This is a genomic window from Phenylobacterium conjunctum, from assembly GCF_042679085.1.
Classification (GTDB): Bacteria; Pseudomonadota; Alphaproteobacteria; order Caulobacterales; family Caulobacteraceae; genus Phenylobacterium; species Phenylobacterium conjunctum.
This window is the reverse complement of sequence record NZ_JBHTLQ010000016.1, coordinates 23,125-48,201: the sequence shown is the minus strand read 5'-3', so window position 1 is coordinate 48,201 and position 25,077 is coordinate 23,125. Positions and strand designations below refer to the sequence as shown.

The window sequence follows — 25,077 nt, the reverse complement described above, 5'->3', positions numbered from 1 at the left end:
ACAGCCCTGGCCTGTCCCGGCCGGGCGGCGCACAATCGCCACCATACTCGAAGCTGGAAATTTGAGATGAGTGATTCCGCCCCTGCGGGACGGGATGGGGACGCGCCTGTCTCGCAGGTGAACCGGGTCGACGCCCGGCAGGCGCCGAAGGTCATCCCGCGGATTGTCCGCCTGGCCTTCAACTATCCCTGGCTGCTGGCCGCGGCCATTGCGACCTCCTTGGGCTCGGCGCTCGCCAGCCTGGCCTTGCCGCGCCTCCTCGGCCGGGCCGTGGACCAGGCGCATGACCTGCTGGTCCAAGGCGCCGCGCATGCCGATCTCGCCCGCAAGGCGCTTTGGCTCACCGCGGCCCTTGTGATCGCCGCCACCATCGTGCGCGGCCTGATGACCATGCTGTCCGGCTATCTGGGCGAATATGTCAGCCAGCGGGTCGGCTATGACCTGCGCCTCCAGTACTTCCAGCAGCTCCAGCGGCTGTCCTTCGGCTTCCACGACAAGGTCCACTCCGGTGACCTGATCACCCGCGGCATGCTCGACCTGGAGGGCGCGCGGGTGTTCATCCAGGGCGGCCTGATGCCGGTCCTGACCCTGGTGCTGCTGCTGGGTTTCGCGGCCTTCGAGATGCTGCGCACCGACCTGACGCTCGGCCTGATCGGCCTGGCCTTCGTGCCGTTCTCGGCCGCGGCGCTCGCCCGGATGGGCGTGCTCTTGCGCATCACCTGGCTGCGGTTCCAGGAGCTGATGGCGGCCCTGACCCTGACCATGGAGGAGAACCTCCAGGGGATCCGCGTGGTGCGGGCCTTTGCGGGCAAGACCTTCGAGCTGGTGAAGTTCGACGAGGCCTCGATGAAGGCGCTGGCCTATTCCTATGAGCGGATCACCATGCGCTTCAGGGCCGTGTCGGTGATGCAGGTGACCTTCAACGCCTCCATGGCCGGGGTGCTGTGGTTCGGCGGGCACAAGGTGGCGGCGGGCGCGATGAGCGTCGGGACCCTGACCGCCTACCTGACCTATATGACCCTGCTGCAGACCCCGATCCGGCAGATCGCCATGATCTTCAACGCCGGCGCCCGGGCGACCTCATCCGGCGCGCGGCTGTTCGAGGTGCTGGACCTGAAGCCGGAGATCGCGGACGCCCAAGAGGCGCGTCCGCTGGCGCCCCGCGAAGGCGTGCTGCGGTTCGAGAATGTCGCCTTCGCCTATGTCGCCGGCAAGCCGGTGCTGAGCGATGTCAGCTTCGAGGTCCGGCCCGGCCAGACCTTGGGCGTGGTCGGCGCGCCGGGGTCTGGCAAGTCCAGCCTCGCGAACCTGATCCCGCGCTTCTACGACGTGACTGAGGGCCGGATCACCATCGACGGGGTCGATATCCGCGAGGTCAGCCTGGAGAGCCTTCGAGAGTATGTGGGCCTGGTCCAGCAGGAGGCCTTCCTGTTCGACTCATCCATCGGCCACAACATCGCCTATGCCGATCCGTGGGCCGAGGAGGGGCGGATCGAGGGCGCGGCCCGCACCGCCCAGATCCACGACCACATCGCCGGCCTGCCCGAGGCCTATGAGACCCGGGTGGGCGAGCGGGGCGTGGCCCTGTCCGGTGGTCAGCGCCAGCGGATGAGCATCGCCCGCGGCGTGGTGCCGGGGCCGGGCGTGATGATCTTCGACGACTCCACCGCCGCCATTGACGCGGTGACCGAGCGGCGGGTGCGCGACGCCCTGTCGGAGGCCACCAAGGCCAAGGCGACCGTGATCATCGCCCACCGGCTGTCCTCGCTGATGCACGCCGACCAGATCATCGTCCTGGACAACGGCCGGGTGGCCGAGCGCGGGACGCACGCCGAACTGCTGGCCTTGGGCGGGACCTATGCCGACCTCTACGAGCTGCAGACCCGCTCCGACGCCGAGGCCGTGCTGGAAGACGAGGTGGGCGTATGAGCGGCGCTGAGCAAACCCCCCGCCGCGCCCCCCGCGCCTCGCTCGGCAGCTCCGAGGGCGACGACATCTTCGGGACCTTCGATGTGGGGGTGGCCCGCCGGTTCTTCGGCTGGCTGAAGCCGCACAAAAAGGCGATCTTCACGGCCCAGCTGGCGGTGCTGGCGGCGGCGGCCTGCCAGGTGATGATCCCCAAGCTGACCGGCGCGGCGGTGGACCACGCGGTGGCCCATGACACGGCGGGTCTGGACCGGACCCTGGCGATCTTCGCGGGCGTCGCCGTGGCGTATGCGGCGGCGTTCTTCATCGGCGAGTGGCTGTCGGCCCGGCTGGCCCAGCGGGTCATCTTCGACATTCGCCGGGCGATGTTCGCCCACTTCCAGGACGTGTCCCTGTCGTTCATGGACAAGACCCATGTGGGCCGGATCATGTCGCGCCTGCAGGGCGACGTGAACGCCCTGCAGGAGTTCCTGGAGAGCATGAACGGGGCGATCGGGGACTTCGTGACCCTGATCGGCATCACCATCGTCCTCCTGGCCACGGACCTGAAGCTGGGCCTGCTGACCCTGGCCGTGCTGCCGGCCCTGATCGCCATCCGCGCGGTCTGGCTGCCCTATTCCAAGAAAAGCTTCCGTCTGGCGCGGGATGCATCGTCCACCGCCAACTCGGCCCTGGCCGAGAACATCAACGGCGTGCGCACCGTGCAGGAAAGCCGGCGGGAGGCGATGAATTTCGACCTCTACAAGGTCAAGGCCTTCGAGAACTTCAAGGCCCAGGCCGGCGCCAGCTGGATGACCCAGATCATGGTCCCGACCGTCGATGTGCTGACGGGCCTGGCCATGGCAGTGGTGGTCGTGGTCGGCGGCGAGGCGGTGTTGGGCGGCCGGCTCGAGGTGGGGGTGATGGTCACCTTCATCCTCTATGTGAACCGCTTCTTCGAGCCGGTGCGCATGCTGTCGATGCAGTACACGGTGATGCAGCGGGCCATGGCGGCGGGGCACCGGATCTTCGAGGTGCTGGACGTGCCGGTGACCATCTCCGACAAGCCGGACGCCGTGGTGCTGAAGGACGCCGCCCCGACGGTGGAGTTCCGCAATGTGACCTTCGGCTACGATCCCAAGCGCCCGGTGCTGCACGACATCAGCTTCACGGTAAAGCCCAAGGAGGTGGTGGCGCTGGTCGGGCCGACGGGGTCGGGCAAGACCTCGATCATCGCCTTGGCGCACCGGTTCTATGAGGTCGATCAGGGCCAGGTGCTGGTGGGCGGCCACGACGTGCGCGACGTGACCCTGGACAGCCTGGGCCGCACCATCGGCATGGTGCTGCAGGAGCCGTTCCTGTTCACGGGCACCATTGAGGACAACATCCGCTACAACTCCGGCGCCAGCCGCGAGCGGATCATCGAGGCGGCCAAGGCGGTCAGCGCCCACGACTTCATCCTGCGCCTGCCGGAGGGCTATGACACCCCGCTCGGCCAGCGCGGACGCAACATTTCCATGGGCCAGCGCCAGCTGATCAGCTTCGCCCGCGCCCTGGTCGCCGACCCGCAGATCCTGATCCTCGACGAGGCCACGGCCAACATCGACTCGTTCACGGAGCAGGCGATCCAGAAGGCGCTGAAGGTGCTGTTCGCGGGCCGGACCTGCATGGTCATCGCCCACCGGCTGGCCACCATCCGCGACGCCGACCGGATCATCGTGCTGCAGCAGGGCCGGATCCTGGAGCAGGGCAGCCATGACGTGCTGATGCAGACCGGCGGGCTCTATTCGCACCTCTACACCAGCGCCCACGCCAGCTTCGATGACCAGGTGGTGGCCCAGACGGGGGACGCGGAGTTCGCGACGCGGACCTAGACCGCCCCCGGCCCCGCCCGCGTCTCCACATCGCGCGCGCCGACGGGGGCGTGGCATTCGGAGCAGGTCATGACGGGGGCGAAGTCGCAGCCGCAGGCCTTGTGGCGGTGGAGCAGGGGCGGGCCGGCCTCGCCCGCATAGTGACGGTCGCCGAAGTTCACGATGGCCATGATCACCGGATAGAGATCGAGGCCTTTGTCGGTCAGCCGGTACTCGTGGCGCAGGGGGCGGTCCTGGTAGGCGACCTTCTTCAGCACGCCCTCGTCCACGAGCGCCTTCAGCCGCTCGGCGGTGATGGTGCGCGAGATGCCCAGCCGGGCCTGGAAATCCTCGAACCGCCGGATCCCTAGGAACACGTCGCGCAGGATCATCAGCGTCCAGCGGTCGCCGATCACGGCCACCGTGCGCGCCACCGAGCAGGGCTCGTTCGCCAGGTCATCCCACTTCATGCGTCCAGACTCCGATTGACTGGGTCCAGATTCAATACCATGGTCAGTCCAGAAAATAAACTAAAGGAGATCGGCCATGAGCGACGCCCCCAAGGACGCCCCCAGTGACGCCAAGGGCGTGTGCGTGGTGATCGGCGCCGGCGACGGGGTGGGCGGCGCCATCGCTCGGGCCTTCGCCGCCGAGGGCCATCCGGTGGTGGTCACCCGCCGGGCCCGGAACCTGGAGCAGCTCGAAGCCCTGGCCGCCAATATCCGCGCCGCCGGTGGACGGGCTGAGGCCCGCGGCGTCGATGCGCGGGAGGAGGCCGAGATGATCGCCCTCGTCGACGACATCGAGGCCAAGATCGGCCCCATCGAGATCATGGTCTTCAACATCGGCGCGAACGTGCGCTTCTCGCTGACCGAGACCACCAGCCGGGTGTTCACCAAGGTCTGGGAGATGGCCTGCTTCGCCGGCTTCCTGGCCGCGCGGGAGGCCGCGCGGGTCATGACGCCGAGGGGCCGCGGCTCGATCCTGATCACCGGCGCCACGGCGTCCGTGCGCGGACGCGAGGGCTTCTCCGCCTTCGCCGCCGCCAAGGCCGGACTGCGCGTCATGGCCCAGAGCGCCGCCCGCGAGCTGGGCCCCAAGGGCATCCATGTCGCCCACGTGGTGGTGGACGGCGCCATCGACGGGGTTTTCACCCGTTCGAACCGCACGGATGTCGAGGACCTGCTGGCGAGGAACGTGATCCTGAAGCCCGAGGAGATCGCGGCCAACTATGTCTGGCTGCACAACCAACAACGATCGGCCTGGACGCATGAACTCGACCTGCGGCCCTGGTCGGAAACCTGGTGAGGACCCCCATGGGAAAGACTGTCGACTTCATCTTCGATTTCGGAAGCCCGAACGCCTATCTGAGCTGGAAGGTGCTCAAGGATCTGGCCGCGCGGCAGGGCGCGAGCGTGAACGTGATCCCCTGCCTGCTGGGCGGGATCTTCAAGGCCACCAACAATCAGTCGCCGATGCAGGCCTTCGGACCGGTGAAGGGCAAGCTGGCCTATGAGAACCTGGAGACCCAGCGGTTCGTGAAGAAGCACGGCCTGACCGCCTTCCGCATGAATCCGCACTTCCCGGTCAACACCCTGCTGATCATGCGCGGCCAGGTCGCCGCGAACCGGCTGGGCGTCGGCGAGGCCTATCGCGAGGCGGTGCTGAAGGCCATGTGGGAAGACGGCCTGAAGATGGACGATCCCGAGGTGGCCGCCGGCGCGCTGGCCGCCGCGGGCCTGGACGCCAAGGCGATCCTGGAGGCGACCCAGGACCCGGAGGTGAAGGCAGAGCTGGTGGCCAACACGGAGCGCGCCGTGGAGCGGGGGGTATTCGGCATCCCCACCTTCTTCGTCGGTGACGAGATGTTCTTCGGCAAGGACCGCCTGGGTCAGGTGGAAGAGGAACTGGCCGCGGGTTGAGCCTATCCGGGCGAGGGCCTAGCAATGGGGGAACAACGGAGTTCCCCCATGCGTCTCTTCGCCCTCGCCCTGATCGCTGGCGCCTGCGCCGCGCCGATCGCCCAGGCCGCCGCCCCGTCCATCGCCGATCCGGCCCGGATGGACGCCATGATCAAGGTGCTGGCCTCGGATGAATTCGAGGGCCGGGCGCCGGGCGGCGTCGGCGAGGCCAAGACCCTCGAGTGGCTGGTGGCTCAGTACAAGGCGCTCGGCCTGGAGCCGGCGGGCGAGGACGGGACCTATCTGCAGAAGGTGCCGCTCTTGCGCACCCAGGTGCTGCCGGGGGCGACCTATGGCTTCTCGCTGGGCGGGACGCCGCGGCCGCTGGCCGAGGGCAAGGACATCTACGCCTTTGTTCTGCAGCCCAAGGACCGCATCACCGTCAAGGACGCGCCCCTGGTCTTCGTCGGCTACGGGGTGAGCGCGCCGGAGCGCGGCTGGGACGACTTCAAGGGCGTCGACCTCACCGGCAAGATCGCCGTGGTGCTGATCAACGATCCGGACTTCGAGGCCAAGCCGGATGAGGCGGTGGCGGGCAAGTTCGGCGGCCAGGCCATGACCTATTACGGCCGCTGGACCTACAAGTACGAGGAAGCCGTGAAGCACGGCGCGCTGGGCGTGCTGATCGTCCACGAGGCGCCGGGCGCCGGCTATGGCTGGTCCACGGTGACCGCGCCGGCGGGTGAGGGTTTCGATGTCGTGCGCGCCGACCCGGCCAAGGCCAAGCCGCAGCTCGAGGCCTGGATCAGCCGCGAGGCCGGCGTCGACCTGTTCGCCAAGGCGGGGCTGGACTTCGAGGCTCAGAAGGCCGCCGCCCGCCGCGCCGATTTCAAGCCGGTTGTCCTGAAGGACACGACCTTCTCCGCCGACCTGGGCCTGCGCCACGAGCAGGTGATGAGCCACAACGTGATCGGCAAGCTGACCGGCAAGACCCATCCGGACGAGAGCGTGATGTTCTCCGCCCACTGGGACGCCTATGGCCCCGCACCTGCGGGCCAGGATGGGCGGCCGGTCTATCGTAAGGGCGCGGCCGACGACGGCACCGGGATCGCCGGGGTGATCGAACTGGCGCGGGCCTTCAAGGCGATGGGCCCCACCGGCCGCACCACGGTCTATGCCGCCTGGACGGCCGAGGAGCGCGGCCTGCTGGGCTCGGAATACTATGGCCTGCATCCCACCGTCGCGTTCCCGAAGATGGCGGCCAACTTCACCATGGACACCCTGCAGACCGCCGGCGCCTCCAAGGACGTGGTGCTGATCGGCTACGGCCAGAACCAGCTGGATGATCGGCTGAAGGCCGCGGCGGCGGCGCAAGGCCGGACGGTGACGCCCGACGCCCATCCGGAGCGGGGCCTGTTCTATCGCGCCGACCACTTCCCCATGGCCAAGTCTGGCGTGCCGGTGATGCTGCTGATGGGCTTGGGCGGCGGGCCGGACCTGGTGAAGGGCGGCCGCGCGGCCGGCGACGCCTGGGTCACCCAGTTCACCGCCGACTGCTACCACAAGGCCTGTGACGACTGGCGTCCCGACTGGGACCTGACCGGCGCGGCCCAGGACGTCGACCTGATCTATGTGATGGGCAAGGACCTGGCCACCAGCCCCGCCTGGCCTCAATGGAATCCGGGCTCGGAGTTCAAGCCGGTGCGGGACGCGACCGCCAAACTGCGGGGGAATTGACCCCCATCAAGGCGCCCGGCGGGGGGCGGGAAACAGTGGGGCTCCCCCTTCCCCAGGAGCCCCCAGCGCATGACCGCCCGCACCTCCGCCCCGAAGCCGTCGCCCCTGGTCGCGGACGGTGACACGGCCCCGCGGCTGACGCCCGATGAGGTGGCCCGCTTCACGGTGGGCGAGGCGGTGAGCGCGGCCCAGGAGGCGGAGCTGGCCGCCCTGCGCGAGATCAGCGGCGGCGCGCCGGGCGGGGTTCAGGCGATCCTCGACGGCGACGCGCCGGACGACGCGGCGCGCATGCTTGAGGCGCTGGACGCGCCGGTGAAGCTCAAGGGGCTGCGTCATACTCGCGATGACCTGGCGCCCGACTGGCGACGCGGCGGCTACCCCTACAAATACAAGATGCTGCGCCGGGACTACGAGGAGCAGAAGTTCATCCTGCAGACCGAGCTCTTGAAGCTGCAGGCCTGGGTGAAGGAGTCGCGCCAGCGCGTGGTCATCCTGTTCGAGGGCCGCGACGCCGCCGGCAAGGGCGGGGCGATCAAGCGGTTCATGGAGCACCTGAACCCCCGCGGCGCCCGGGTCGTCGCCCTGGAAAAGCCCAGCGAGGTGGAGCGCGGCCAGTGGTACTTCCAGCGCTATGTGCAGCACCTGCCGACGGCGGGCGAACTCGTGCTGTTCGACCGCTCCTGGTACAATCGCGCCGGGGTCGAGCGGGCCATGGGCTTCTGCACCCAGGCCGAATACGAGGAGTTCCTGCGCCAGACGCCGGAGTTCGAGCGCAACCTGGTGCGCAGCGGCATCCATGTGATCAAGTTCTGGTTCTCGGTCAGCCGCGAGGAACAGCGCCGGCGGTTCAAGGAGCGCCAGGTGCACCCCCTGAAGCAGTGGAAGCTGTCGCCGGTGGACCTGGCCTCCCTCGACAAGTGGGACGACTACACCCGCGCCAAGGAGGCGATGTTCTTTCACACCGACACGGCGGACTCGCCCTGGATCGTCGTGAAGTCGGACGACAAGAAACGGGCTCGGCTGAACGCCATGCGCTACGTTCTGCATTCGCTGCCCTATGCGGGTAAGGATGTGGCCCGGATCGGGGAGGTGGACGATTTGCTGGTCGGCCGGGCCAACATTGTCCACGAGCGCGGGGAGCACGACCTCGCCACCGGGCGCTACGTCTGAGGCCCCATTACTGAAGCTTCATCGCCCGACCCGTTGCGCGCGGCTGGAGGAGGGGCCAAATATTCGCCGCCGGCGATCTGTCTGGCCCGAGCTCAAAGGAGCCCCCATCTTGTCGACCCTTCGCAAACGTCTGGCGCGCGCCGCCCTGATCGTGCTGGCCCCGGTTCTGGTGGCCGGCTGCGGGATCAACAACATTCCGACCAAGGAAGAGACCGCCAAGGCCCAGTGGGCCGAGGTGCAGAACCAGTATCAGCGCCGCAGCGACCTGATCCCCAACCTGGTCGAGACCGTGAAGGGCTATGCGGCCCAGGAAAAGAGCGTGCTGGTCGAGGTCGCCGAGGCCCGCGCGTCTGCGACCCAGGTCAAGGTTGACGCCTCGACCCTGACCGATCCGGCCAAGTTCCAGCAGTACGCCGCCGCCCAGGACAAGCTGTCCGGCGTGCTCGGCCGCCTGATGATGATCCAGGAGAACTATCCGGATCTGAAGTCGAACCAGAACTTCATGGCCCTGCAGTCGCAGCTGGAAGGCACCGAGAACCGCATCGCCATCGCGCGGCGCGACTACAACGAGGCGGTCCGCGACTACAATCTGGAATTCAAGACCATCCCGAACTCGTTCTGGGCTGCGTTCCATAAGGATTCCAAGCCGATGCAGATGTTCGAGGCCTCGGCCGCGGCCCAGTCCGCCCCGAGCGTCAGCTTCTCGCCGACCGCTCCGGCTCCGAAGGCCCAGTAGTGAACGCCCTGAAGGCGCCGCGGGGACTCCTCGCGGCGCTGCTTCTCCTGCTCACCGCGGCGCCGGCCCTGGCCGCGCCGACCTTCCCCGCCCTCACCGGTCGGGTGGTGGACGACGCCAACCTGCTGTCTCGCGACACGCAGGTAAAGCTCACCGACGAGCTGGCCCAGCTGGAGACCCAGACCGGCCACCAGCTGGTGGTCGCCACGGTGCCCAGCCTGCAGGGTTATGAGATCGAGGATTACGGCTACCAGCTCGGCCGGGCCTGGGGCATTGGCTCCAAGGCCCAGAACGACGGGGTCCTGCTGATCATCGCGCCCAACGAGCGCAAGGTGCGGATCGAGGTCGGCTATGGTCTTGAGCCCATCCTGACCGACGCCCTGTCCAGCACCATCATCCAGTCCAAGATCCTGCCCCAGTTCCGGGCCGGTGACATGGAACAGGGGATCGTCGACGGGACAGAGGCGATCGTCGCCCAGCTGTCTCTGCCCGAGGACCAGGCCAAGGCCATAGCCCAGGCCCCGCCGCGGGAAGACAAGGTGCGCACGGACGGGGTGCACCTTCCGGCCATCGTGATCATCTTCATCGTCCTGTGGCTGCTCAGCGCGGTCCTGCGGGGCGGCGGCAGCAGCCTGTGGTGGCTGCCCTTCATCCTCCTGAACGGCGGCGGCGGGCGTGACCGTGACGGCTGGGGCGGTGGCGGCGGCTGGGGTGGCGGCGGCGGTGGATTCGGCGGCGGGGGCGGCTCCTTCGGGGGCGGCGGCTCGTCGGGAGGGTGGTGAGATGCTGAACGACCAGGACCGGGCGCGGGTGGCGGCGGCTGTGGCCGCGGCCGAACTCAAGACCCGGGGTGAGATCTACTGCGTGATCGCCGGCGAATCCTCGGACTACCGCGAGGTGCCGCTGGCCTGGGCGGCGGTGGCGGCCCTGACCGCGCCGGCCGTGCTGCTGCTGGCCGGGATCCATGTGACCGTGCCCGATGTGTTCGCCGATGGCTGGACCGCCGGCCAGATCGCCGCCACAGCGGAGGCTGCGGCGCGCGCGGCCCTGGGCGGGGCGATCCTCCTACAGGGCGCCCTGTTCGTGGCCGTGGCGGTGCTGATCTCCTTCGGCCCGCTACGCCGGGTTCTGACCCCGCGCGGCCTGAAGCGCGAGCGTGTCCGCCAGCGGGCGCGGGAACAGTTCCTGGCCAAGAACCTGGCCGCCACGCGTGAGCGGACCGGGGTGCTGATCTATGTCTCGGCCAAGGAGCGCATGGCCGAGCTGATCGCCGACGAGGGCATCGCCGCCAAGGTCGCGCCCAAGGCCTGGGACGAGGCCATGGGCCTGCTGGTGGCCGGTGTGAAGGCGCGCAAGCCCGCCGAGGGCTTCGAGAACGCGATCGCCCGCTGCGGCGACATCCTGGCCGAACACTTCCCGGCCGACGCCAGCGACAACCCGAACGAACTGTCCGACGCGGTGGTGGTGCTGCCGTAGCCCGGTTCCCTCTCCCCCGATTGGGGGCGTTGCGAAATAGGGCGACGTTCAACCTGTGCCGTCATGGCCGGGCTTGTCCCGGCCACCCATGAACTCCGTGGCGGCGGATAGAACGCGTTGGCGCCACCGCGCCCAAGCCTGAGCCTCAGGCGCGTATGGGTGGCCGGGACAAGCCCGGCCATGACGTCCTGGTGGGGCGGCGTTTTGCGACGGTCCCCGCCTGCGGGGAGAGGGGGTTGCTCCTCAGCGGTGGCGCGGCCACAGTCCCTGGCCTCGGGGGACGTCATCCATGCTCGCACTGCTCGCCTTCGCCATGGTGGCGACCTTCATGGCGTTGATCATGAGCGGGCGGGTTTCGGCCCTGGTGGCGCTCAGCCTGACTCCGGTGGTGTTCGGGGTGATGGCGGGGCACGGCCTCGATCTCGGGCCGATGATGCTGGATGGCATCAAGGCGCTGGCGCCTACCGGCGTGATGTTGGCCTTCGCCATCCTCTATTTCGGGCTGATGACCGATGCGGGACTGTTCGATCCCCTGGTGCGCCAGGTGGTGCGGCTGGCCGACGGTGATCCGGTCAGGATCACGGTGGGGTCAGCGATCCTGGCGCTGGCGGTGTCGCTGGATGGGGACGGCTCGACCACCTACCTGATCTGCTGCACCGCCATGCTGCCGCTCTATCGGCGTATGGGGCTGAACCCCTTGATCCTCGCCTGCCTGCTGATGCTGGCTTGCGGTGTCACCAATATCACCCCCTGGGGCGGGCCGACCGCGCGGGCGGCGAGCGCGCTCAACCTGGACGCCGGCCAGGTCTTCGCCTCCATGGCCCCGGCCATGGCCTTGAGCGGGCTGTTCATTGTGGGCGTGGCCTGGCTGCTTGGGCGGGGCGAGCGCCGGCGACTGGAGCGCCTGTCCGGCGACGGGCGGCTGCACGTGCCCGACGAGGAGGTCCTGGCGATCGAGCTGACCCGCGGCAATGACCTGATCGAGCGGCCGAAGCTGATCCTGGTGAACCTGGCCCTGACCCTCGGCCTGCTCACCTGCCTGGTGCTGGGCCTGTTGCCGATCCCGGCCCTGTTCATCCTGGCGACCGCCATCGCCCTGTTGATCAACTATCCGTCCGTGGACGCCCAGAAGGCGCGGATCGCCGCGCACGCCCCCAATATCCTGCCGGTGATCAGCCTGATCTTCGCCGCCGGGATCTTCACCGGCATCCTGAACGGGACCCACATGACAGAGGCCCTGGCCGACAGCGTGGTGGGCGCGATCCCGCCGGCGCTCGGGCCCTATATGGCGCCGGTGACGGCCCTGCTCTCGATGCCCTTCACCTTCTTTATCTCCAACGACGCCTTCTTCTTCGGCGTCCTGCCGGTGCTGTCCGAGGCTGCGGGACATTATGGGGTGGAGCCGGTGGAGATGGCCCGCGCCGCCCTGACCAGCCAGGCCGTGCACCTGCTCTCGCCCCTGGTGCCATCCACCTACCTGCTGGTCGGCCTGTGCCGGGTGGAGCTGGCCCAGCACCAGAAGTTCACCCTGCCCTGGGCGGTGGCCCTGACAATCGTGCTTCTGGCCGGTGGAATCGTCACCGGCGTGATCCCGGTCTCTGGATAGAGGCCAAGCGGCACCCTAGATTGCTCCTGCGCACTGGGGAGAACGCCGCATGAGCTACAAGATCCACGTGGACGGACGTGTCCGTGAGGTCGATGTCGAAGAGGGCACGCCCCTGCTGTGGGCCCTGCGTGACGGCCTGGGCATTCTGGGTCCCAAGTATGGTTGCGGGATCGGCCAGTGCGGCGCCTGCACCGTGCATGTGGACGGTCAGCCGGTCCGCTCCTGCTCCCTGCCCGTCGAGGCGGTGGGCGCCGGCAAGGTGGTGACCATCGAGGCGATCGGTTCCACCGCCGTCGGCAAGAAGGTGCAGGCGGCCTGGTCCGAACTGGACGTGGCCCAGTGCGGCTACTGCCAGCCCGGACAGATCATGAGCGCCACGGCGCTGTTGTCCCAGACGCCCAAGCCCAGCGACGCCGACATCGACGCGGCCATGAGCGGCAACATCTGTCGCTGCGCCACCTACACCCGCATCCGGGCGGCCATCAAACTGGCGTCTGGTCAGAAGGCGGGGGCGTGATCATGGCTGACGGCTTCACCACGGGCGCCTCGCGCCGGGACTTCCTGAAAGTCAGCGCCGCCGCGGGCGGGCTGATGCTGTCCTTCAGCCTGGCCGGCAAGGCCGGCGCTGAAGGCCAGGCCGGCGCCAAGATCAACGCCTATGTGACCATCGCCCCGGACGGCGTGGTCAGCATCGTCTCCAAGAACCCGGAGATCGGCCAGGGGGTGAAGACCTCCCTGCCGATGATGATCGCCGAGGAGCTGGACGTGGACTGGGCCCAGGTCCGGACGGTCCAGGCGGACGGCGATCCGGCCACCTATGGCCGCCAGTTCGCCGGGGGCAGCGCGGCCACGCCCCTGCACTTCGACCAGTTGCGCCAGGTGGGCGCGGCGGGCCGGGCCATGCTGATCACCGCCGCCGCCAAGGACTGGGGGGTTGATCCCGCCACCTGCACGACGGCCTCGGGCGTGGTGTTCCACAAGGCCTCGGGCCGCAAGGCGAGCTACGGGGCCCTGGCCGCCAAGGCCGCCACCCTGCCGGCGCCGGATCCCAAGACCCTGAAGCTGAAGGATCCGAAGACCTACAAGATCATCGGCAAGCCCCACGCCCAGGTGGACACCCCGGCCATCGTCACCGGCAAGCCGCTGTTCGGCATCGACGTCCAGGTTCCGGGGATGCTGTACGCCACCTTCGAAAAGGCGCCGGTGTTCGGGGCCAAGGTGAAGAGCGCCGACCTGGCCGCCGCCATGGCGGTCAAGGGCGTGCGCAAGGCCTTCATCGTCGACGGCGGGACCGAGCTGAACGGCCTCCTGCCTGGCGTGGCGGTGGTGGCTGACAGCTGGTGGGCGGCGCGCAAGGGCCGCGAGAAACTGAACATTCAGTGGGCGGAACATCCGACCTCGATGCAGTCCACCGCGGCCTATGACGCGGCCGCCGCGGCCTTCGCCAAGACCGGGCCGCAGCGCACCGAGCGGGCGGACGGCGACGTGGATGGCGCGCTCAAGTCGGCCGCCAAGACGGTTAGTGCGGCCTACGCTTATCCCTTCATCGCCCACGCGGCGCTGGAGCCGCAGAACTGCACGGCGCACTTCAAGGACGGCCAGCTGGAGATCTGGGCCCCGACCCAGAACCCCGAGCCTGGCCGCCAGCTGGTGGCCAAGACCCTGGGCATCGCCCCGGACGCCATCGCTCTACACATGATCCGCTGCGGCGGCGGGTTCGGTCGCCGGCTGTCCAACGACTACATGGTCGAGGCCGCCTGGATCGCCCGCGAGGCCGGCGCGCCGGTGAAGCTGTTGTGGACCCGGGAAGACGATCTGCGCCACGACTTCTACCGCCCGGCGGGCTGGCACCACTTGAGCGCCGGCCTGGACGCCAACGGGACGGTGGTCGCCTGGAAGAACCACTTCGTGACGCTCGGCGACGGCAAGGGCCAGCCGGCCCCCAGCGCCCGCATGGCGCCGCACGAGTTTCCGGCCCGGTTCGTGCCGAACTTCCGCTATGACCTGTCGCTGATCCCCACTGGCGTGCCCACCGGGCCGCTGCGGGCGCCGGGCTCCAACGCCTACGCCTTCGTCATGCAGTCCTTTATCGACGAGCTGGCTCATGCGGCGGGCGCCGATCCTATCGACTTCCAGCTGAAGCTGCTGGGCGACCAGGGCCTGATCGGCACGCCGGGCAAGGACGCCTATGACGCCGGGCGTATGCGCGGGGTGCTGAAGCGGGTCCGGGAGGTCGCGCCGTGGGGCAAGCCCCTGGCCAAGCGGCCGGCCGGGGTGCGCGCCGGGCGCGGCGTCGCCTGCTATTTCAGCCACCTGGGCTATTTCGCGGAAGTTGTGGAGGCCAGCGTCGGTCCCGACGGCGCGATCAAGGTCGACAAGGTCTGGGTGGTGGCCGATGTGGGCCGCCAGATCGTCAATCCGTCCGGCGCGTTGAACCAGGTGCAGGGTTCGGTGATCGACGGCCTGTCGGCCGCCCTGAACCAGAAGATCACCATTGTCGACGGCGCGGCGGCGGAGGCCAATTTCGACGCCTACCCGCTGCTGCGGATGGCGGACGCCCCGCCGGTGGTGGTGGACTTCCTGATCACCGACTATCCGCCGACCGGCCTGGGCGAGCCCGCCCTGCCGCCGGTGCTGCCGGCCCTGACCAATGCGATCTTCGCCGCCACCGGCGTGCGGGTGCGCCGCCTGCCGGTGGACAACGAGCGGCTCAAGTCAGCCTAGAAGGCCACCTGGATGCGGACGCCGGCGATGACGGCGTCCTTCAGGGCGCGGTCGCCGCTAGGGCGGCGGACGTATTGCAGGTCGGGCTGGATGCGGACCTTGTCGGTCAGCTGGTCCGACCAGGTCAGTTCGACCAGGGTCTCGGCCTTGGCCAGGTCCTGGCCGGCGTCGGCGCCGTTGGCGCGGTGGCCGTCGGCCAGGCGCACCTGGCTGACCCCGAAGGCCAGGGTGGAATTGGGCCGCGAGGCCAGGGCGGGCTGCACCTGCAGGCCGGCCTGCCAGGTGGCCTTGATGGCCTGAGTGTCGCCGTCCGAGACGCTGAGCTTGGCGAAGGCGGTGGCCCGCTCGCCCAGCGGCTGTTCGCCGATCAGATAGACCCCTTGGGCCCGGCGTTGCAGCGGCGCGCCCAGGGCGTCCGTCTCGCGCTGGTCATCGGCCCGGCGGCTGTGGCTCCAGCCGCCCACGGCGATCTTGCCCGCGCCGGTCCAGCCGGCCTCGGCGATCAGCAGGCTGCCGTCATCGAAGCTGGTGTCCAGGCCAGGCTCCAGGCCGGGCGCGCCCGGTCGGGCGTCGACCACGGCGGCCTGCACATAGGTGGTCTCGGTGGGCGCCCAGGAGAGGCGGGCGGCCAGGGCCGTGGCCGGATAGGCGGCGACGCCGTTGCGGCCGGAGCCGGCCAGGTCCGGCGCCATGCCGAAGCCGGCGCTCATGAAATAGCTGGCGCTGTCGAGCGCGCCGAACTCGCCGCTCACATCGTAGAGACCGACGAGCAGGGAGCCGCGGTCGGCGGCGAAATTCTGTTGGATCCAGGCCTGGTAGACCTGTCCGCGCTGGGCGCCGACCTCGAGGCTGTCCACGCCCTGCAGGGTGCCGGCCCGTTCATTGGCCGCCCCGCCTGAGGTGTTGAGGAGATCGACATGCGCGCTCGCGCCCCGCCAGCCCATGGCCCGTTCGAGGTCCAGGTCGGCCGAGAGCGTGAGCGCGTCCAGGTGCTCGGCGCCCTTGCGGACCCCACCCCTCATCACGTCCATCACGTCGATCTGGTAATCGAATCCCAGAACCAGAGCGGAGTCCGGGGCGGCTTCTTCTGCGTTGGCGAAAGAAGAGCCGCCTGCGATCACTGTCGTGATGCAGGCGGTCGCAAGGATTCGTGCGCCGCGATGAGCTCGCGATCGCGCTGGAGTCTTCCAGCTCATTATTATGACACCCCACCAGGTTTCCTGGTTCTTTGTTGTGGGGGTAAGGTAGCGCTTGAAACTTAAGATCACGTGTTCAGAGCGTGAATCGGGTCTTAAGATGCTGATTTTCTTGCAGACCGACTGAAATCGCGTCCTGGCCTGGGGATTGCTCTGGCGAGGAGGGACTGGATCAGATTGGATCAGATGATCATGAAAGCCTTCGCCGCCGCCCTCGCCACCCTGGCCCTCAGCGCCGCCGGAACCCAGGCCTGGGCCAACGCCTCGGCCGCCTCCGCGGGCGGGCTGAGCCTGACCCAGCCGGCCCTGTCGCAGGACGCCGGCGGCGCCCGGGTGCAGGGCGCGGTCTGCCGCACCGGCCCGGTTCCGGTGGCGGGCATCGACGGTGTCACGATCGAGCAGCTGGGCGCCGACGGCGCGGTGACGGCCCAGGCCCCCGCCCATGTGCCCGCCAGCCTGCGCGTCCGGGGCGCCAAGTGCGCCTATTACAATGTCCAGACCGCCTGGACCGCGACGTCGCCGGTGCAGGTCTGCCTCGCTGCGGATCGCGGCGCCCGGGTCTGTTTGCCTGCGAAATAATCACCAAGGCGCCCAGATCGGGCGCAGCGGATCGTCGCAACCCCCCCAAGTTTGGGATGTTTTAACCCGCCCCCGGCACTTCTGACAGCGCTAGTCAGAGGTAGATTTGATGTCTGGGATGTCTGCTGGAGGCCGTCGCACCGGGCGCATCGAGCGCTTTCTGGTCGGGGCGATCCTTGGTCTGGTTGTCATCTCGGCGGGCCAGGCCGCCGTCAGCGCCCTGTATGGCGAAGTCCAGCATGTGCAGCGGTCCCGGGAGAACGCGCGCGACCAGCGCGTCGCCGCCGACCTCGCTGAACTGTCCGTGCTGCAGAAGCAGGTCCAGCTGGAGATCGTCCAGGTCCAGCAGTTCCTGACCGACGTTTCCGCCACGCGCGGCCTCTCCGGGCTGGATGACGGCTGGACGGAGGCGGACAAGAACGCCCAGGCTTTCCAGCGTGACGTTCAGCACGCCCAGGACCTCGCCAAGTCCCTCAATGCCCAGGAACTCGCGACGGCCCTGGCGGCGGTGGAGGCGAAGTTCCCGGCCTACTATGCGACGGGCCAGAAGATGGCCCGCGGCTATGTGGACGGCGGCCCTGAGGTGGGCAATCAGGTCATGCCGGAGTTCGATGCGGCCAGTGAGGCCCTGGCGACCGAGGTCGACCGCGCGGCGGCCACGCTGCAGACTGCGCGCGCTGAGCTCAAAAAGGCTGATCTGGTCCACGAGGAGGTGCTCGCCAAGACGCAGCGGACCACCGGGGCCATTTATGTGATCGTCGCCCTGGCCGCCGCGGTCTGGGGGATATTCCTGATCCAGAGCCTGCGCCGTCGGGTCATCAAGCCGATGGGTGAGCTGGCCAACTATATGGGCGTGTTGGCCGAGGGTGACTATGACCGGCCGATCCCGCTTGCGGTGACCGATGACGAGTTCGGCCGGATGGTCGGCTCGGTCGCGGTGTTCCGCGAGGCGGCCATGGAGCGCAAGACCGCCCGCCTGCAGCAGGAGGAGGAGCGCAGCCTGGCCGAACAGGCCAAGGCCGAGCGTGACGCCGAACGCCAGCAATCCGACGCTGAGCGGGCGCGGGTCGTCCGCACCTTGGCCGACGCCCTGTCGAGCCTGTCGGACGGCGACCTGACCGTCCGCATCGAGGCCCAGCTGGCGACGGAGTACGCCGAGCTGAAGTCCGACTTCAACGCCGCGGCCCTGAAGCTGGCCCAGACCATCGCTTCCATTCGCGACTCCGCCGGCAGCGTCGGCGTGGGCGCCGACCAGATCAGCGCCGCCGCCGACGACCTGTCGCGGCGCACGGAGCGCCAGGCCGCCAGCCTGGAGGAGACCGCCGCCGCCCTCGACGAGATCACGGTGATGGTCAAGAACACCGCCCGCAGCGCCCAGGAGGCGCAGCAGAAGGTGGCCGCCACCCACGACGAGGCCCGCACCACCGCCCAGGCGGTCACCGCCGCCGTCACCAAGGTCGGCGAGATCGAGCAGTCCTCAGCCCAGATCGGCCGGATCATCGGGGTGATCGACGAGATCGCCTTCCAGACCAACCTGCTGGCCCTGAACGCCGGCGTCGAAGCCGCCCGCGCGGGTGAGGCCGGCAAGGGCTTCGCGGTCGTCGCCTCTGAAGTGCGCGCGCTGGCCCAGCGCTCGGCCGACGCGGCCAAGGAGATCAAGGGCCTGATCGGCGCCTCCACCCAGCTGGTGGGCGAGGGCGTGCAACTGGTCGGCCAGGCCGGCGGCGCGCTGGACCGGATCCTCGTCCAGATGGATGGCGTCGCCACCCTGGTGCGCACCATCTCCGCCTCGGCCGAGGAGCAGTCGGTGGGCCTGTCGGAGGTCAATTCCGCGGTCAACCAGATGGACCAGGTGACCCAGCAGAACGCCGCCATGGTCGAGGAGACCACCGCGGCCGCCCACTCCCTGAAGGGCCAGGCCCAGGTGCTGGACGAACTGGTCTCGGCCTTCCGCCTCGCCGCCCAGGCCCAGGCGAACGCTCGTCGGGCGGCCTGACGCGCCGAGCGAAGGGCGCGTAGCCTCAAACGTCATGGCCGGGGGAGGTGAGGGGGCGACCCTAGTGCGGGATATAGGTCCGCAGCACGTCCTCGATGATCCGCTCCAGGCCGGCCAGGGTGTTGCAATGCTTGGCCACGTGGCAGAAGCGCTCATAGCGGTACATGACGCTGTCGCCCTGGGCCCAGTAGCTCTCGGGCTCGGGGTTCAGCCAGATCACAGCGCGGCTGCGCTTCTGGATGGTCGCCATCAGGTCCAGGCGCGGATCGGCGTAGTTTGACCGCGCATCGCCCAGGATGATCACCGTGGTGTGGCGGTCGAGCTGATCCAGGTGCTGCTCGCAGAAGTCCTCGAGCGAGCGGCCGTAGTCGGTCTGCTGGAAGCCGATCTGCTTCAGGACCTCCAGGATCGCGGTCTCGACCCGGTGCTCGTCCAGCACGTCGTTCACGCGGATCATGCGGCCGGAAAAGGCGAAGGCCTCCATCCGGTCGACCACCTCGTTCAGCGAATAGAGGAAGGTCAGCAGGAACTGGGCGGCCGCGGCCACCGACTTGGACACGTCGCAGATGGCGACGATGGACGGCTTGTCGACCTTCTTGGTCTTGAAGACGATGTCGAAGGGCACGCCCCCGTGGCCCATGGAGCGCCGCAGGGTCTTGCGGACATCCAGGTGGCCGGTCCAGGCCACGTGCTTGCGGCGCGAATAGCGGTCGGCCAGGCGCTTGGCCATGCGCTTGACCAGGGCCTGCATCATCGCCTGGTCGACGGGGTCGATCCCGCCGTCGGCGTTCAGGGCCTTACGGGCCAGCAGGTCCTCGCGCAGCATCCGGCCGCTTTCCGAGGCGTAGAGCTCGTGCTGGCGCTCCACATAGCGGCCGGCCTCCTCGACCAGGGCCTTGCGGGCGGCGTCGAGCCGGTCGCCGGCGGCCTGGGTGCGCTCATCCTCGGCCTTGCGGGCCATGGCGATGATCCGCTCGATCTCGGACAGGCCCATCTCCTCCAGCATCTTCCGCGTCAGGCGGCTGCGCTGGGTGGACAGACGGATCTGCGAGACCTGGGCCCGCTCGGCGGCTTCCTCCATGGCTTGGGCAAGCGCGGAGGCGTCGCCCGCCATCAGCATCTTGGCCAGCTCGGACTGCTCGGCCTCCGGCGGCAGGTCGGCGGCCGGGTCGCCGTCGCCCTCGGGCGGTGGGGCGGCCTGGAAGGCCTGGCGGTCGAAGAAGGTCTCGAACACCCGATCGAAGGTCACTACCTCCTCGGCGCTCTTGGCCAGCGTCGCGCACATGGCGTCCTTGAACAGGGTCCGGTCCTCGAACCCGACCAGGGCCACGGTGCGGTGGGCGTCGATGGCCTCGGCCGGCGAGATGCGGACATCCGCGGCCCTGAGCGCGCGGAAGAAGTCCTCTAGCGCGGTCTGCATGGGATCAGGCCCTGGGGCTGCGGATCAGCTCCACGATCTGGGGCTCGACCGCGGCGATGTCCTGCTCGAACTTCAGCAGCACGTTCAGGCTGTCGCGCACGACCTCGCCGTCCAGGCTCTCGGCGTTCAGCAGGATGAGCGCGCGGGCCCAGTCCACGGTCTCCGAGATCGAGGGCGACTTGCGCAGGTCGAGGGTGCGCAGGGACTGGACGAAGCTGACCAGCTCGTGGGTCAGCTTGGCCTCGATGCCCGGCACGCGGCTGGCGACGATCTTCTGCTCGAGCGCGGCGTCCGGCAGCGGGATGTGCAGGTGCATGCAGCGGCGCTTCAGGGCGTCGCCCAGGTCGCGGACATTGTTCGAGGTCAGGAAGACGATGGGCGGGGTCTTGGCCTTGATCACGCCCAGCTCGGGGATCGAGCACTGGTAGGCGGACAGGACCTCCAGCAGGAAGGCCTCAAAGGCCTCGTCCGACTTGTCGATCTCGTCGATCAGCAGGACGCAGCCGTCATCCTCGCGCAGGGCCTTCATCAGCGGCCGGGGTTCGAGGAAGGCCTCGGAGAAGAACAGGTCGCCGATGCCGTGCAGGCGGTCCATGGCGGCGTCCATATCGGGCGCGTCAGCCAGGGCGGCGCCCATGCGATCCTTGAGGATCTGGGTGTAGAGCAGCTGCTTGCCGTACTTCCACTCGTACAGCGCCTTGGACTCGTCCAGGCCCTCGTAGCACTGCATCCGGATCAGCGGCAGGCCCATGAGGGCGGCGGTGCACAGGGCCAGTTCGGTCTTGCCGACGCCCGCAGAGCCTTCCACCAGGATGGGCTTCTGCAGGTTGACCGCCATGTACAGGGCGGTGGCGATACGGCGGGAGGCGATGTAGCCCACCCCGGCCAGCCCCTCGATCAGGGCGTCCACCGAGGTCATGGATTCAGGCAGGCCCTGGTTCGCGGCCGTCACGCCCACGCGCGCGGCGGAAGTCGAAATCGTCAAAGTCGTCGGCTTTCAAAAGGCGCGTGGAAATGCACGCGGACGCGGAGATCAATGCCGACAGTGTGCCTGTTGCCCTTGGCCCATGGCAAGGGGGGAGGGCGCCGCGGTCGCCGCCTCCTCCGCCGGGCCAGGCCTCAGAGCTTGCGGCCCAGGGCCTTTTCGACCTCGCGGCGCTCCCAGTCGGCGCCCAGGAAGGGCACGACCTGGAACACGCCGGCGCCATGGGACAGGACCCCAAGCCCCCAGCCCAGGGCCGGCCAGATGAACCAGAGGTACTTGGGAGAGGTCATCAGGTTCACGACCGCCAGCAGGCCCATCACCAGCACGTACTGGGTCAGGTGCACAAAGAAGGCGCGCTTCTTGCGGACGTGGGCGAAGGCGAGCGCCTCGGCGGAATCAATGCCCGGTTCCATAGGGCGGGGATGGGGTGTGTCGGTGGTGGTCATGGCGGTTCCTTGAAGCTGGTCGAAGTCGACATCAAAGACCGCCGCCAGGGCTTTCAGCGTCTCCAGGCTGCCGGGCTGGCCGCGCTCGATCCGCTGGATGGTGCGCACACTGACCCCTGAGACATCGGCGAGCTGCTCCTGGGACCAGCCCCGCTGCAGCCTCAGTTTCTGGATCACTATGGTCATCTTGTCCTCGTCGGCGATCGCCATGAACATCCGCCGCACCGGTATTGGACGGCCACGCCACCTAGCCGTCAATGGCCCGCCACCGCCCCGCCAGGGACCTGACATCCACCCGCCACGGACCCGCCAGACGCCTGTCGGCAAAAGGTTTGGCGCGGATTCACCACGCCTTCACGCGCGTCTGCCTATGAAAGCCAATGCGCGAGATCGCCATCCTTCGCCGCCTATCCCAGGTCCGACACCTGCGCACCCGCCTGACGGTGCTCTATGCCGGGCTGTTCGGCGTCATCCTGATCCTGCTCTCGGGCTCGGTGTTCACCGCCATCTCCGGCGCCGCCCAGCGCCAGGTGCGCGGCGAGCTGTCCGCCTCGGCCACGGTGTTCGACCAGGTCTGGGCCCTGAAGTCGGAGCAACTGCGCCAGGGGGCGCAGCTGTTGTCGCGGGATTTCGGATTCCGCGAGGCCGTCGCCACCCATGATAGCGCCACAGTCACCTCGGCCGTGGAGAACCTGCGCGCCCGCCTGGGCATCGACCTGGCCTTCATGGTCGGCGCCGACGGCGCGGTGATCGGGGCCCAGTCGGACCGGCTTGACCCCCACGCGGACACCCTGGTCAACGCCCTCTACGCCGCCGAGGCGCCGCACGGGGTGATGCTGATCGCCGGCGTCCCATACCAGCTGGTGGCCAGCCCGATCATGGCGCCGGACCTGATCGGCTGGGTGGTGTTCGGCGCCCGGCTGGACGGCGCTCAGCTCAATAGCCTGGAGAAGTTGGCCGCGATCCGGCTGGACTCCGCTGTGGCCCACAAGATCGGCGCGGACTGGAGCATCGGGCGGTCGCTGCCGCCGCGGACCCAGGCGGCCCTGAACGCCTATATCGCCGACGCGCTGTCGCAGGACGCCGGCGCGCCGCGCACCGTGAACCTCCGGGGCGTCGAGTCCTTCGCCATGGTCAAGCCGTTGCAGAGCCTGGACAGCGCGTCCGGCTCGGCCCTGCTGCTGACCTATCCGGTGTCGCGGGCCTATGCGCCCTACCGGCCGCTGCTGGCCACCATCGGGGTGATCGGCGGGCTGGGGCTGGTGCTCGTGGTCCTGGGCAGCTGGAGCCTGGCGCGGGGCGTCACGCGCCCGATCACCGCCCTGGACCAGGCCGCCCGCCGCTTGAGCCGCGGCGAGGAGGTCCATGTCACCGCCGAGGGCCAGGACGAGATCGGCCGCCTGGCCGAGAGCTTCAACCAGATGGCCACCGAGATCCGCGAGCGCGAGCGGCGGATCACCCACCTGGCCCTGCACGACCCCGAGACCGGCCTGTCCAACCGTCTGGCCCTGGAGCAGGCGGTTGAGGGCCTGCAGGGGCCGCTGTTCGTCGCCGCCCTGGGTGTGGAGCGCTTCGCCCATGTCCGCGGCGCTATCGGCTACGCCCTGGCCGCCCAGGTGATCCAGGAGGTCGGCGAACGCCTGACCGGCCTGCAGCCCAAGGGCGCAGTCGCGCGCCTGTCGACGGCGGTGCTGGGCCTGGCCTTCCAGGCCGAGGACGCCGACGAGGCCGAGCGGCTGATGGAGCGCCTGCTGGCGGACCTCGAACACCCCGTGCATGTGGGCGGCGAGGCCATCGACGTGGCGCTGAGCGTCGGCCTGTCGCCGATGGAGACCGAGTCCGGCCTGGCGGTGGAACGCGCCACCATCGGTCTGGACCAGGCCCGCGCCGCCCGGCGCAAGATCGCGGTGTTCGACGCTGAGGCCTATGGCGACCCGGCCTCCAACCTGTCGCTCATGAGCGGCATGCTGCGCGCCATTGAGGACGGCCATGTGGAGCTGTTCTACCAGCCCAAGTTCGACCTGCGCCGCCGGGGCGTCCATGCGGTGGAGGGGCTGGTGCGCTGGCGCCATCCGGTTCGCGGCATGCTGCGGCCCGACCTGTTCATTCCCATGGCCGAAGAGACCGGCCACATCCGCGCCCTGACCGACTGGTGCCTGCGCCAGGCTATCGTGGACCAGAAGCTGATGGCGGAGGCCGGCCACGAGATCGAGGTGGCGATCAATGTCTCCGGCCGCTTGTTGGGCGATCCCGAATTCGCCGACCTTGTGGAGGTCCTGGCGCCACAGGCTTGCGGCAAGTTGATCTTCGAAATCACTGAGACGGCGGTCATCGAGAACCCGGACCTGGCCCTGACCATCCTGGACCGGTTCAAGGCCGCCGGCGTCGACATCTCCATCGACGACTTCGGCTCGGGCCTGTCGTCGCTGGCCTATCTGAAGCAGATCCGCGGGCACGAACTGAAGATCGACCGCTCGCTGGTGGTGGACCTGACGCAGAGCCAGCGCGACGCCCTGATCGTGCGCTCGACCATCGACCTGGCCCACAGCCTGGGCCTGAAGGTGACCGCCGAGGGCATCGAGGAGCCGGACGCTTTCCAGCTGCTGGCGGCCATGGGCTGCGACCAGATCCAGGGCTACCTGATCGGCAAGCCGCAGACCCTGACGGACCTGATGGACTTCCTGCGCGACGACCGCGGCGAGCTGAAGCGGTTCGGCTGAAAGCTTTAGTGTCCGGCGTGTCCCGGCGGCTGGCGAAGGTCGGCGGTGACCTGTTCGCGCCCGCCCGCGGCGGTGAGGGTCACCGGCTTGACCTGCTGGTTGCGGGCCGCCTTCAGATAGGGATGCCAGACGGTCATGGACGCGGCGCCGGCCGGCGCGTTGCGGATCACCGCGACCCCGTCGGCCCCGGTCTTGGCAGCGTAGGGCGTGTCGACCACCACCACATAGGCGATCATCTGGTCGTGGATGTTGCAGCCCAGGGGCACGACGCCGGGCTTGTCGAAGGTCACCGTCCGCGCCTCTTCGCGGCCATAGAGCTTCAGCTCGAACTTCTTCACCGGTGAGAACGAGTAGACGTGGTGGCGGACATTGTCCCGGTTGGGGAAGCTGACCGTCGAGCCCACCGGGACCACCAGGACGAAGGGGTCGAAGGTGATGTTCTGCTGAGCCACCGTATAGGGCCAGCTGAACCGGATGGGCTGGCCGGCGCCAGCTGGGCTCTTCAGCGTGACCACGGCGTCGCGGACCGGCTGGCCGGTCGGGGTCTTCACGCTGACGGTCAGGTCGCCGGCCCAGGCGGGGGCGGCGATGGCGGCGGCCATCAGGCCTAGAAGCAGTGTGCGCATG

21 protein-coding genes are annotated in these 25,077 nt (G+C 68.9%); 15 read left to right on the top strand and 6 right to left on the bottom strand.

Going from position 1 to position 25,077, the window contains the following annotated elements; genetic code table 11:
* Positions 1-66: 66 nt before the first annotated feature.
* Together ACFQ27_RS09140 and ACFQ27_RS09135 are read left to right on the top strand one after the other, a co-directional pair.
* Positions 67-1,929 carry an ABC transporter ATP-binding protein gene (locus tag ACFQ27_RS09140; RefSeq protein ID WP_377353363.1) on the top strand — a complete coding sequence of 621 codons (1,863 nt, stop codon included), beginning with the start codon at positions 67-69 and terminating at the stop codon, positions 1,927-1,929.
* The gene (locus tag ACFQ27_RS09135; RefSeq protein WP_377353362.1) at positions 1,926-3,779 is read left to right on the top strand and encodes an ABC transporter ATP-binding protein; all 1,854 of its coding nucleotides are present in this window, start codon (positions 1,926-1,928) and stop codon (positions 3,777-3,779) included. Before ACFQ27_RS09140 ends, ACFQ27_RS09135 begins: the two co-directional genes overlap by 4 nt.
* Here the strand turns inward: ACFQ27_RS09135 and ACFQ27_RS09130 are convergent.
* Positions 3,776-4,228, bottom strand: coding sequence for a winged helix-turn-helix transcriptional regulator (locus tag ACFQ27_RS09130; protein ID WP_377353361.1), 453 nt, complete (start codon positions 4,226-4,228; stop codon positions 3,776-3,778). The two genes, ACFQ27_RS09135 and ACFQ27_RS09130, sit on opposite strands and share 4 nt — an antisense overlap.
* Positions 4,229-4,304: 76 nt before the next feature.
* Here ACFQ27_RS09130 and ACFQ27_RS09125 point away from each other — a divergent pair, with 76 nt between their 5' ends.
* From ACFQ27_RS09125 to ACFQ27_RS09080, 10 genes are all read left to right on the top strand, one after another.
* Positions 4,305-5,066, top strand: a complete 762-nt coding sequence (locus tag ACFQ27_RS09125; RefSeq protein ID WP_377353360.1) for an SDR family NAD(P)-dependent oxidoreductase — start codon at positions 4,305-4,307, stop codon at positions 5,064-5,066.
* Positions 5,067-5,074: 8 nt separating this feature from the next.
* A complete protein-coding gene (locus tag ACFQ27_RS09120) occupies positions 5,075-5,680 on the top strand; it encodes a 2-hydroxychromene-2-carboxylate isomerase (protein WP_377353359.1) in 606 nt (201 codons plus the stop codon).
* A 48-nt stretch (positions 5,681-5,728) separates the two neighbouring features.
* Positions 5,729-7,396 (top strand): M28 family metallopeptidase, encoded by a 1,668-nt coding sequence (locus ACFQ27_RS09115; RefSeq protein WP_377353357.1) that lies wholly within the window; start codon positions 5,729-5,731, stop codon positions 7,394-7,396.
* 69 nt (positions 7,397-7,465) lie between these two features.
* Positions 7,466-8,566: a polyphosphate kinase 2 gene (gene ppk2 / locus ACFQ27_RS09110; RefSeq protein ID WP_377353355.1), complete on the top strand. Its 1,101-nt coding sequence runs from the start codon at positions 7,466-7,468 to the stop codon at positions 8,564-8,566.
* 109 nt (positions 8,567-8,675) lie between these two features.
* Positions 8,676-9,302, top strand: coding sequence for a LemA family protein (locus ACFQ27_RS09105; protein WP_377353354.1), 627 nt, complete (start codon positions 8,676-8,678; stop codon positions 9,300-9,302).
* On the top strand, positions 9,302-10,084 hold the full coding sequence (locus tag ACFQ27_RS09100; RefSeq protein WP_377353353.1) for a TPM domain-containing protein: 783 nt from the start codon (positions 9,302-9,304) through the stop codon (positions 10,082-10,084). The genes ACFQ27_RS09105 and ACFQ27_RS09100 overlap by 1 nt, the downstream gene beginning before the upstream one ends.
* A gap of 1 nt (position 10,085) precedes the next feature.
* Positions 10,086-10,778 carry a TPM domain-containing protein gene (locus tag ACFQ27_RS09095; RefSeq protein ID WP_377353351.1) on the top strand — a complete coding sequence of 231 codons (693 nt, stop codon included), beginning with the start codon at positions 10,086-10,088 and terminating at the stop codon, positions 10,776-10,778.
* A gap of 289 nt (positions 10,779-11,067) precedes the next feature.
* Positions 11,068-12,384 carry a CitMHS family transporter gene (locus tag ACFQ27_RS09090; protein ID WP_377353349.1) on the top strand — a complete coding sequence of 439 codons (1,317 nt, stop codon included), beginning with the start codon at positions 11,068-11,070 and terminating at the stop codon, positions 12,382-12,384.
* 49 nt (positions 12,385-12,433) lie between these two features.
* Positions 12,434-12,901 carry a (2Fe-2S)-binding protein gene (locus ACFQ27_RS09085; protein WP_374346838.1) on the top strand — a complete coding sequence of 156 codons (468 nt, stop codon included), beginning with the start codon at positions 12,434-12,436 and terminating at the stop codon, positions 12,899-12,901.
* A gap of 2 nt (positions 12,902-12,903) precedes the next feature.
* Positions 12,904-15,108: a xanthine dehydrogenase family protein molybdopterin-binding subunit gene (locus tag ACFQ27_RS09080; protein WP_377353347.1), complete on the top strand. Its 2,205-nt coding sequence runs from the start codon at positions 12,904-12,906 to the stop codon at positions 15,106-15,108.
* Here the strand turns inward: ACFQ27_RS09080 and ACFQ27_RS09075 are convergent.
* Positions 15,105-16,139, bottom strand: a complete 1,035-nt coding sequence (locus tag ACFQ27_RS09075) for a carbohydrate porin (protein WP_377353346.1) — start codon at positions 16,137-16,139, stop codon at positions 15,105-15,107. The genes ACFQ27_RS09080 and ACFQ27_RS09075 overlap by 4 nt on opposite strands.
* A gap of 357 nt (positions 16,140-16,496) precedes the next feature.
* Between ACFQ27_RS09075 and ACFQ27_RS09070 the strand changes: the two genes are divergently transcribed.
* Together ACFQ27_RS09070 and ACFQ27_RS09065 are read left to right on the top strand one after the other, a co-directional pair.
* The gene (locus tag ACFQ27_RS09070) at positions 16,497-16,883 is read left to right on the top strand and encodes a hypothetical protein (RefSeq protein WP_377353345.1); all 387 of its coding nucleotides are present in this window, start codon (positions 16,497-16,499) and stop codon (positions 16,881-16,883) included.
* 109 nt (positions 16,884-16,992) lie between these two features.
* Positions 16,993-18,879: a methyl-accepting chemotaxis protein gene (locus ACFQ27_RS09065; protein ID WP_377353344.1), complete on the top strand. Its 1,887-nt coding sequence runs from the start codon at positions 16,993-16,995 to the stop codon at positions 18,877-18,879.
* 61 nt (positions 18,880-18,940) lie between these two features.
* Here ACFQ27_RS09065 and ACFQ27_RS09060 read toward each other — a convergent pair whose 3' ends face one another.
* From ACFQ27_RS09060 to ACFQ27_RS09050, 3 genes are all read right to left on the bottom strand, one after another.
* A complete protein-coding gene (locus tag ACFQ27_RS09060) occupies positions 18,941-20,299 on the bottom strand; it encodes a vWA domain-containing protein (RefSeq protein WP_374346843.1) in 1,359 nt (452 codons plus the stop codon).
* 4 nt (positions 20,300-20,303) lie between these two features.
* A complete protein-coding gene (locus tag ACFQ27_RS09055) occupies positions 20,304-21,251 on the bottom strand; it encodes an AAA family ATPase (protein WP_374346844.1) in 948 nt (315 codons plus the stop codon).
* A 167-nt stretch (positions 21,252-21,418) separates the two neighbouring features.
* A complete protein-coding gene (locus ACFQ27_RS09050; RefSeq protein ID WP_377353343.1) occupies positions 21,419-21,940 on the bottom strand; it encodes a 2TM domain-containing protein in 522 nt (173 codons plus the stop codon).
* A 170-nt stretch (positions 21,941-22,110) separates the two neighbouring features.
* Here ACFQ27_RS09050 and ACFQ27_RS09045 point away from each other — a divergent pair, with 170 nt between their 5' ends.
* Positions 22,111-24,450, top strand: a complete 2,340-nt coding sequence (locus tag ACFQ27_RS09045; RefSeq protein WP_377353342.1) for a putative bifunctional diguanylate cyclase/phosphodiesterase — start codon at positions 22,111-22,113, stop codon at positions 24,448-24,450.
* A 5-nt stretch (positions 24,451-24,455) separates the two neighbouring features.
* Here ACFQ27_RS09045 and ACFQ27_RS09040 read toward each other — a convergent pair whose 3' ends face one another.
* Positions 24,456-25,076, bottom strand: coding sequence for a methylamine utilization protein (locus ACFQ27_RS09040; protein ID WP_377353341.1), 621 nt, complete (start codon positions 25,074-25,076; stop codon positions 24,456-24,458).
* Between the last annotated feature and the right edge of the window lies 1 nt (position 25,077).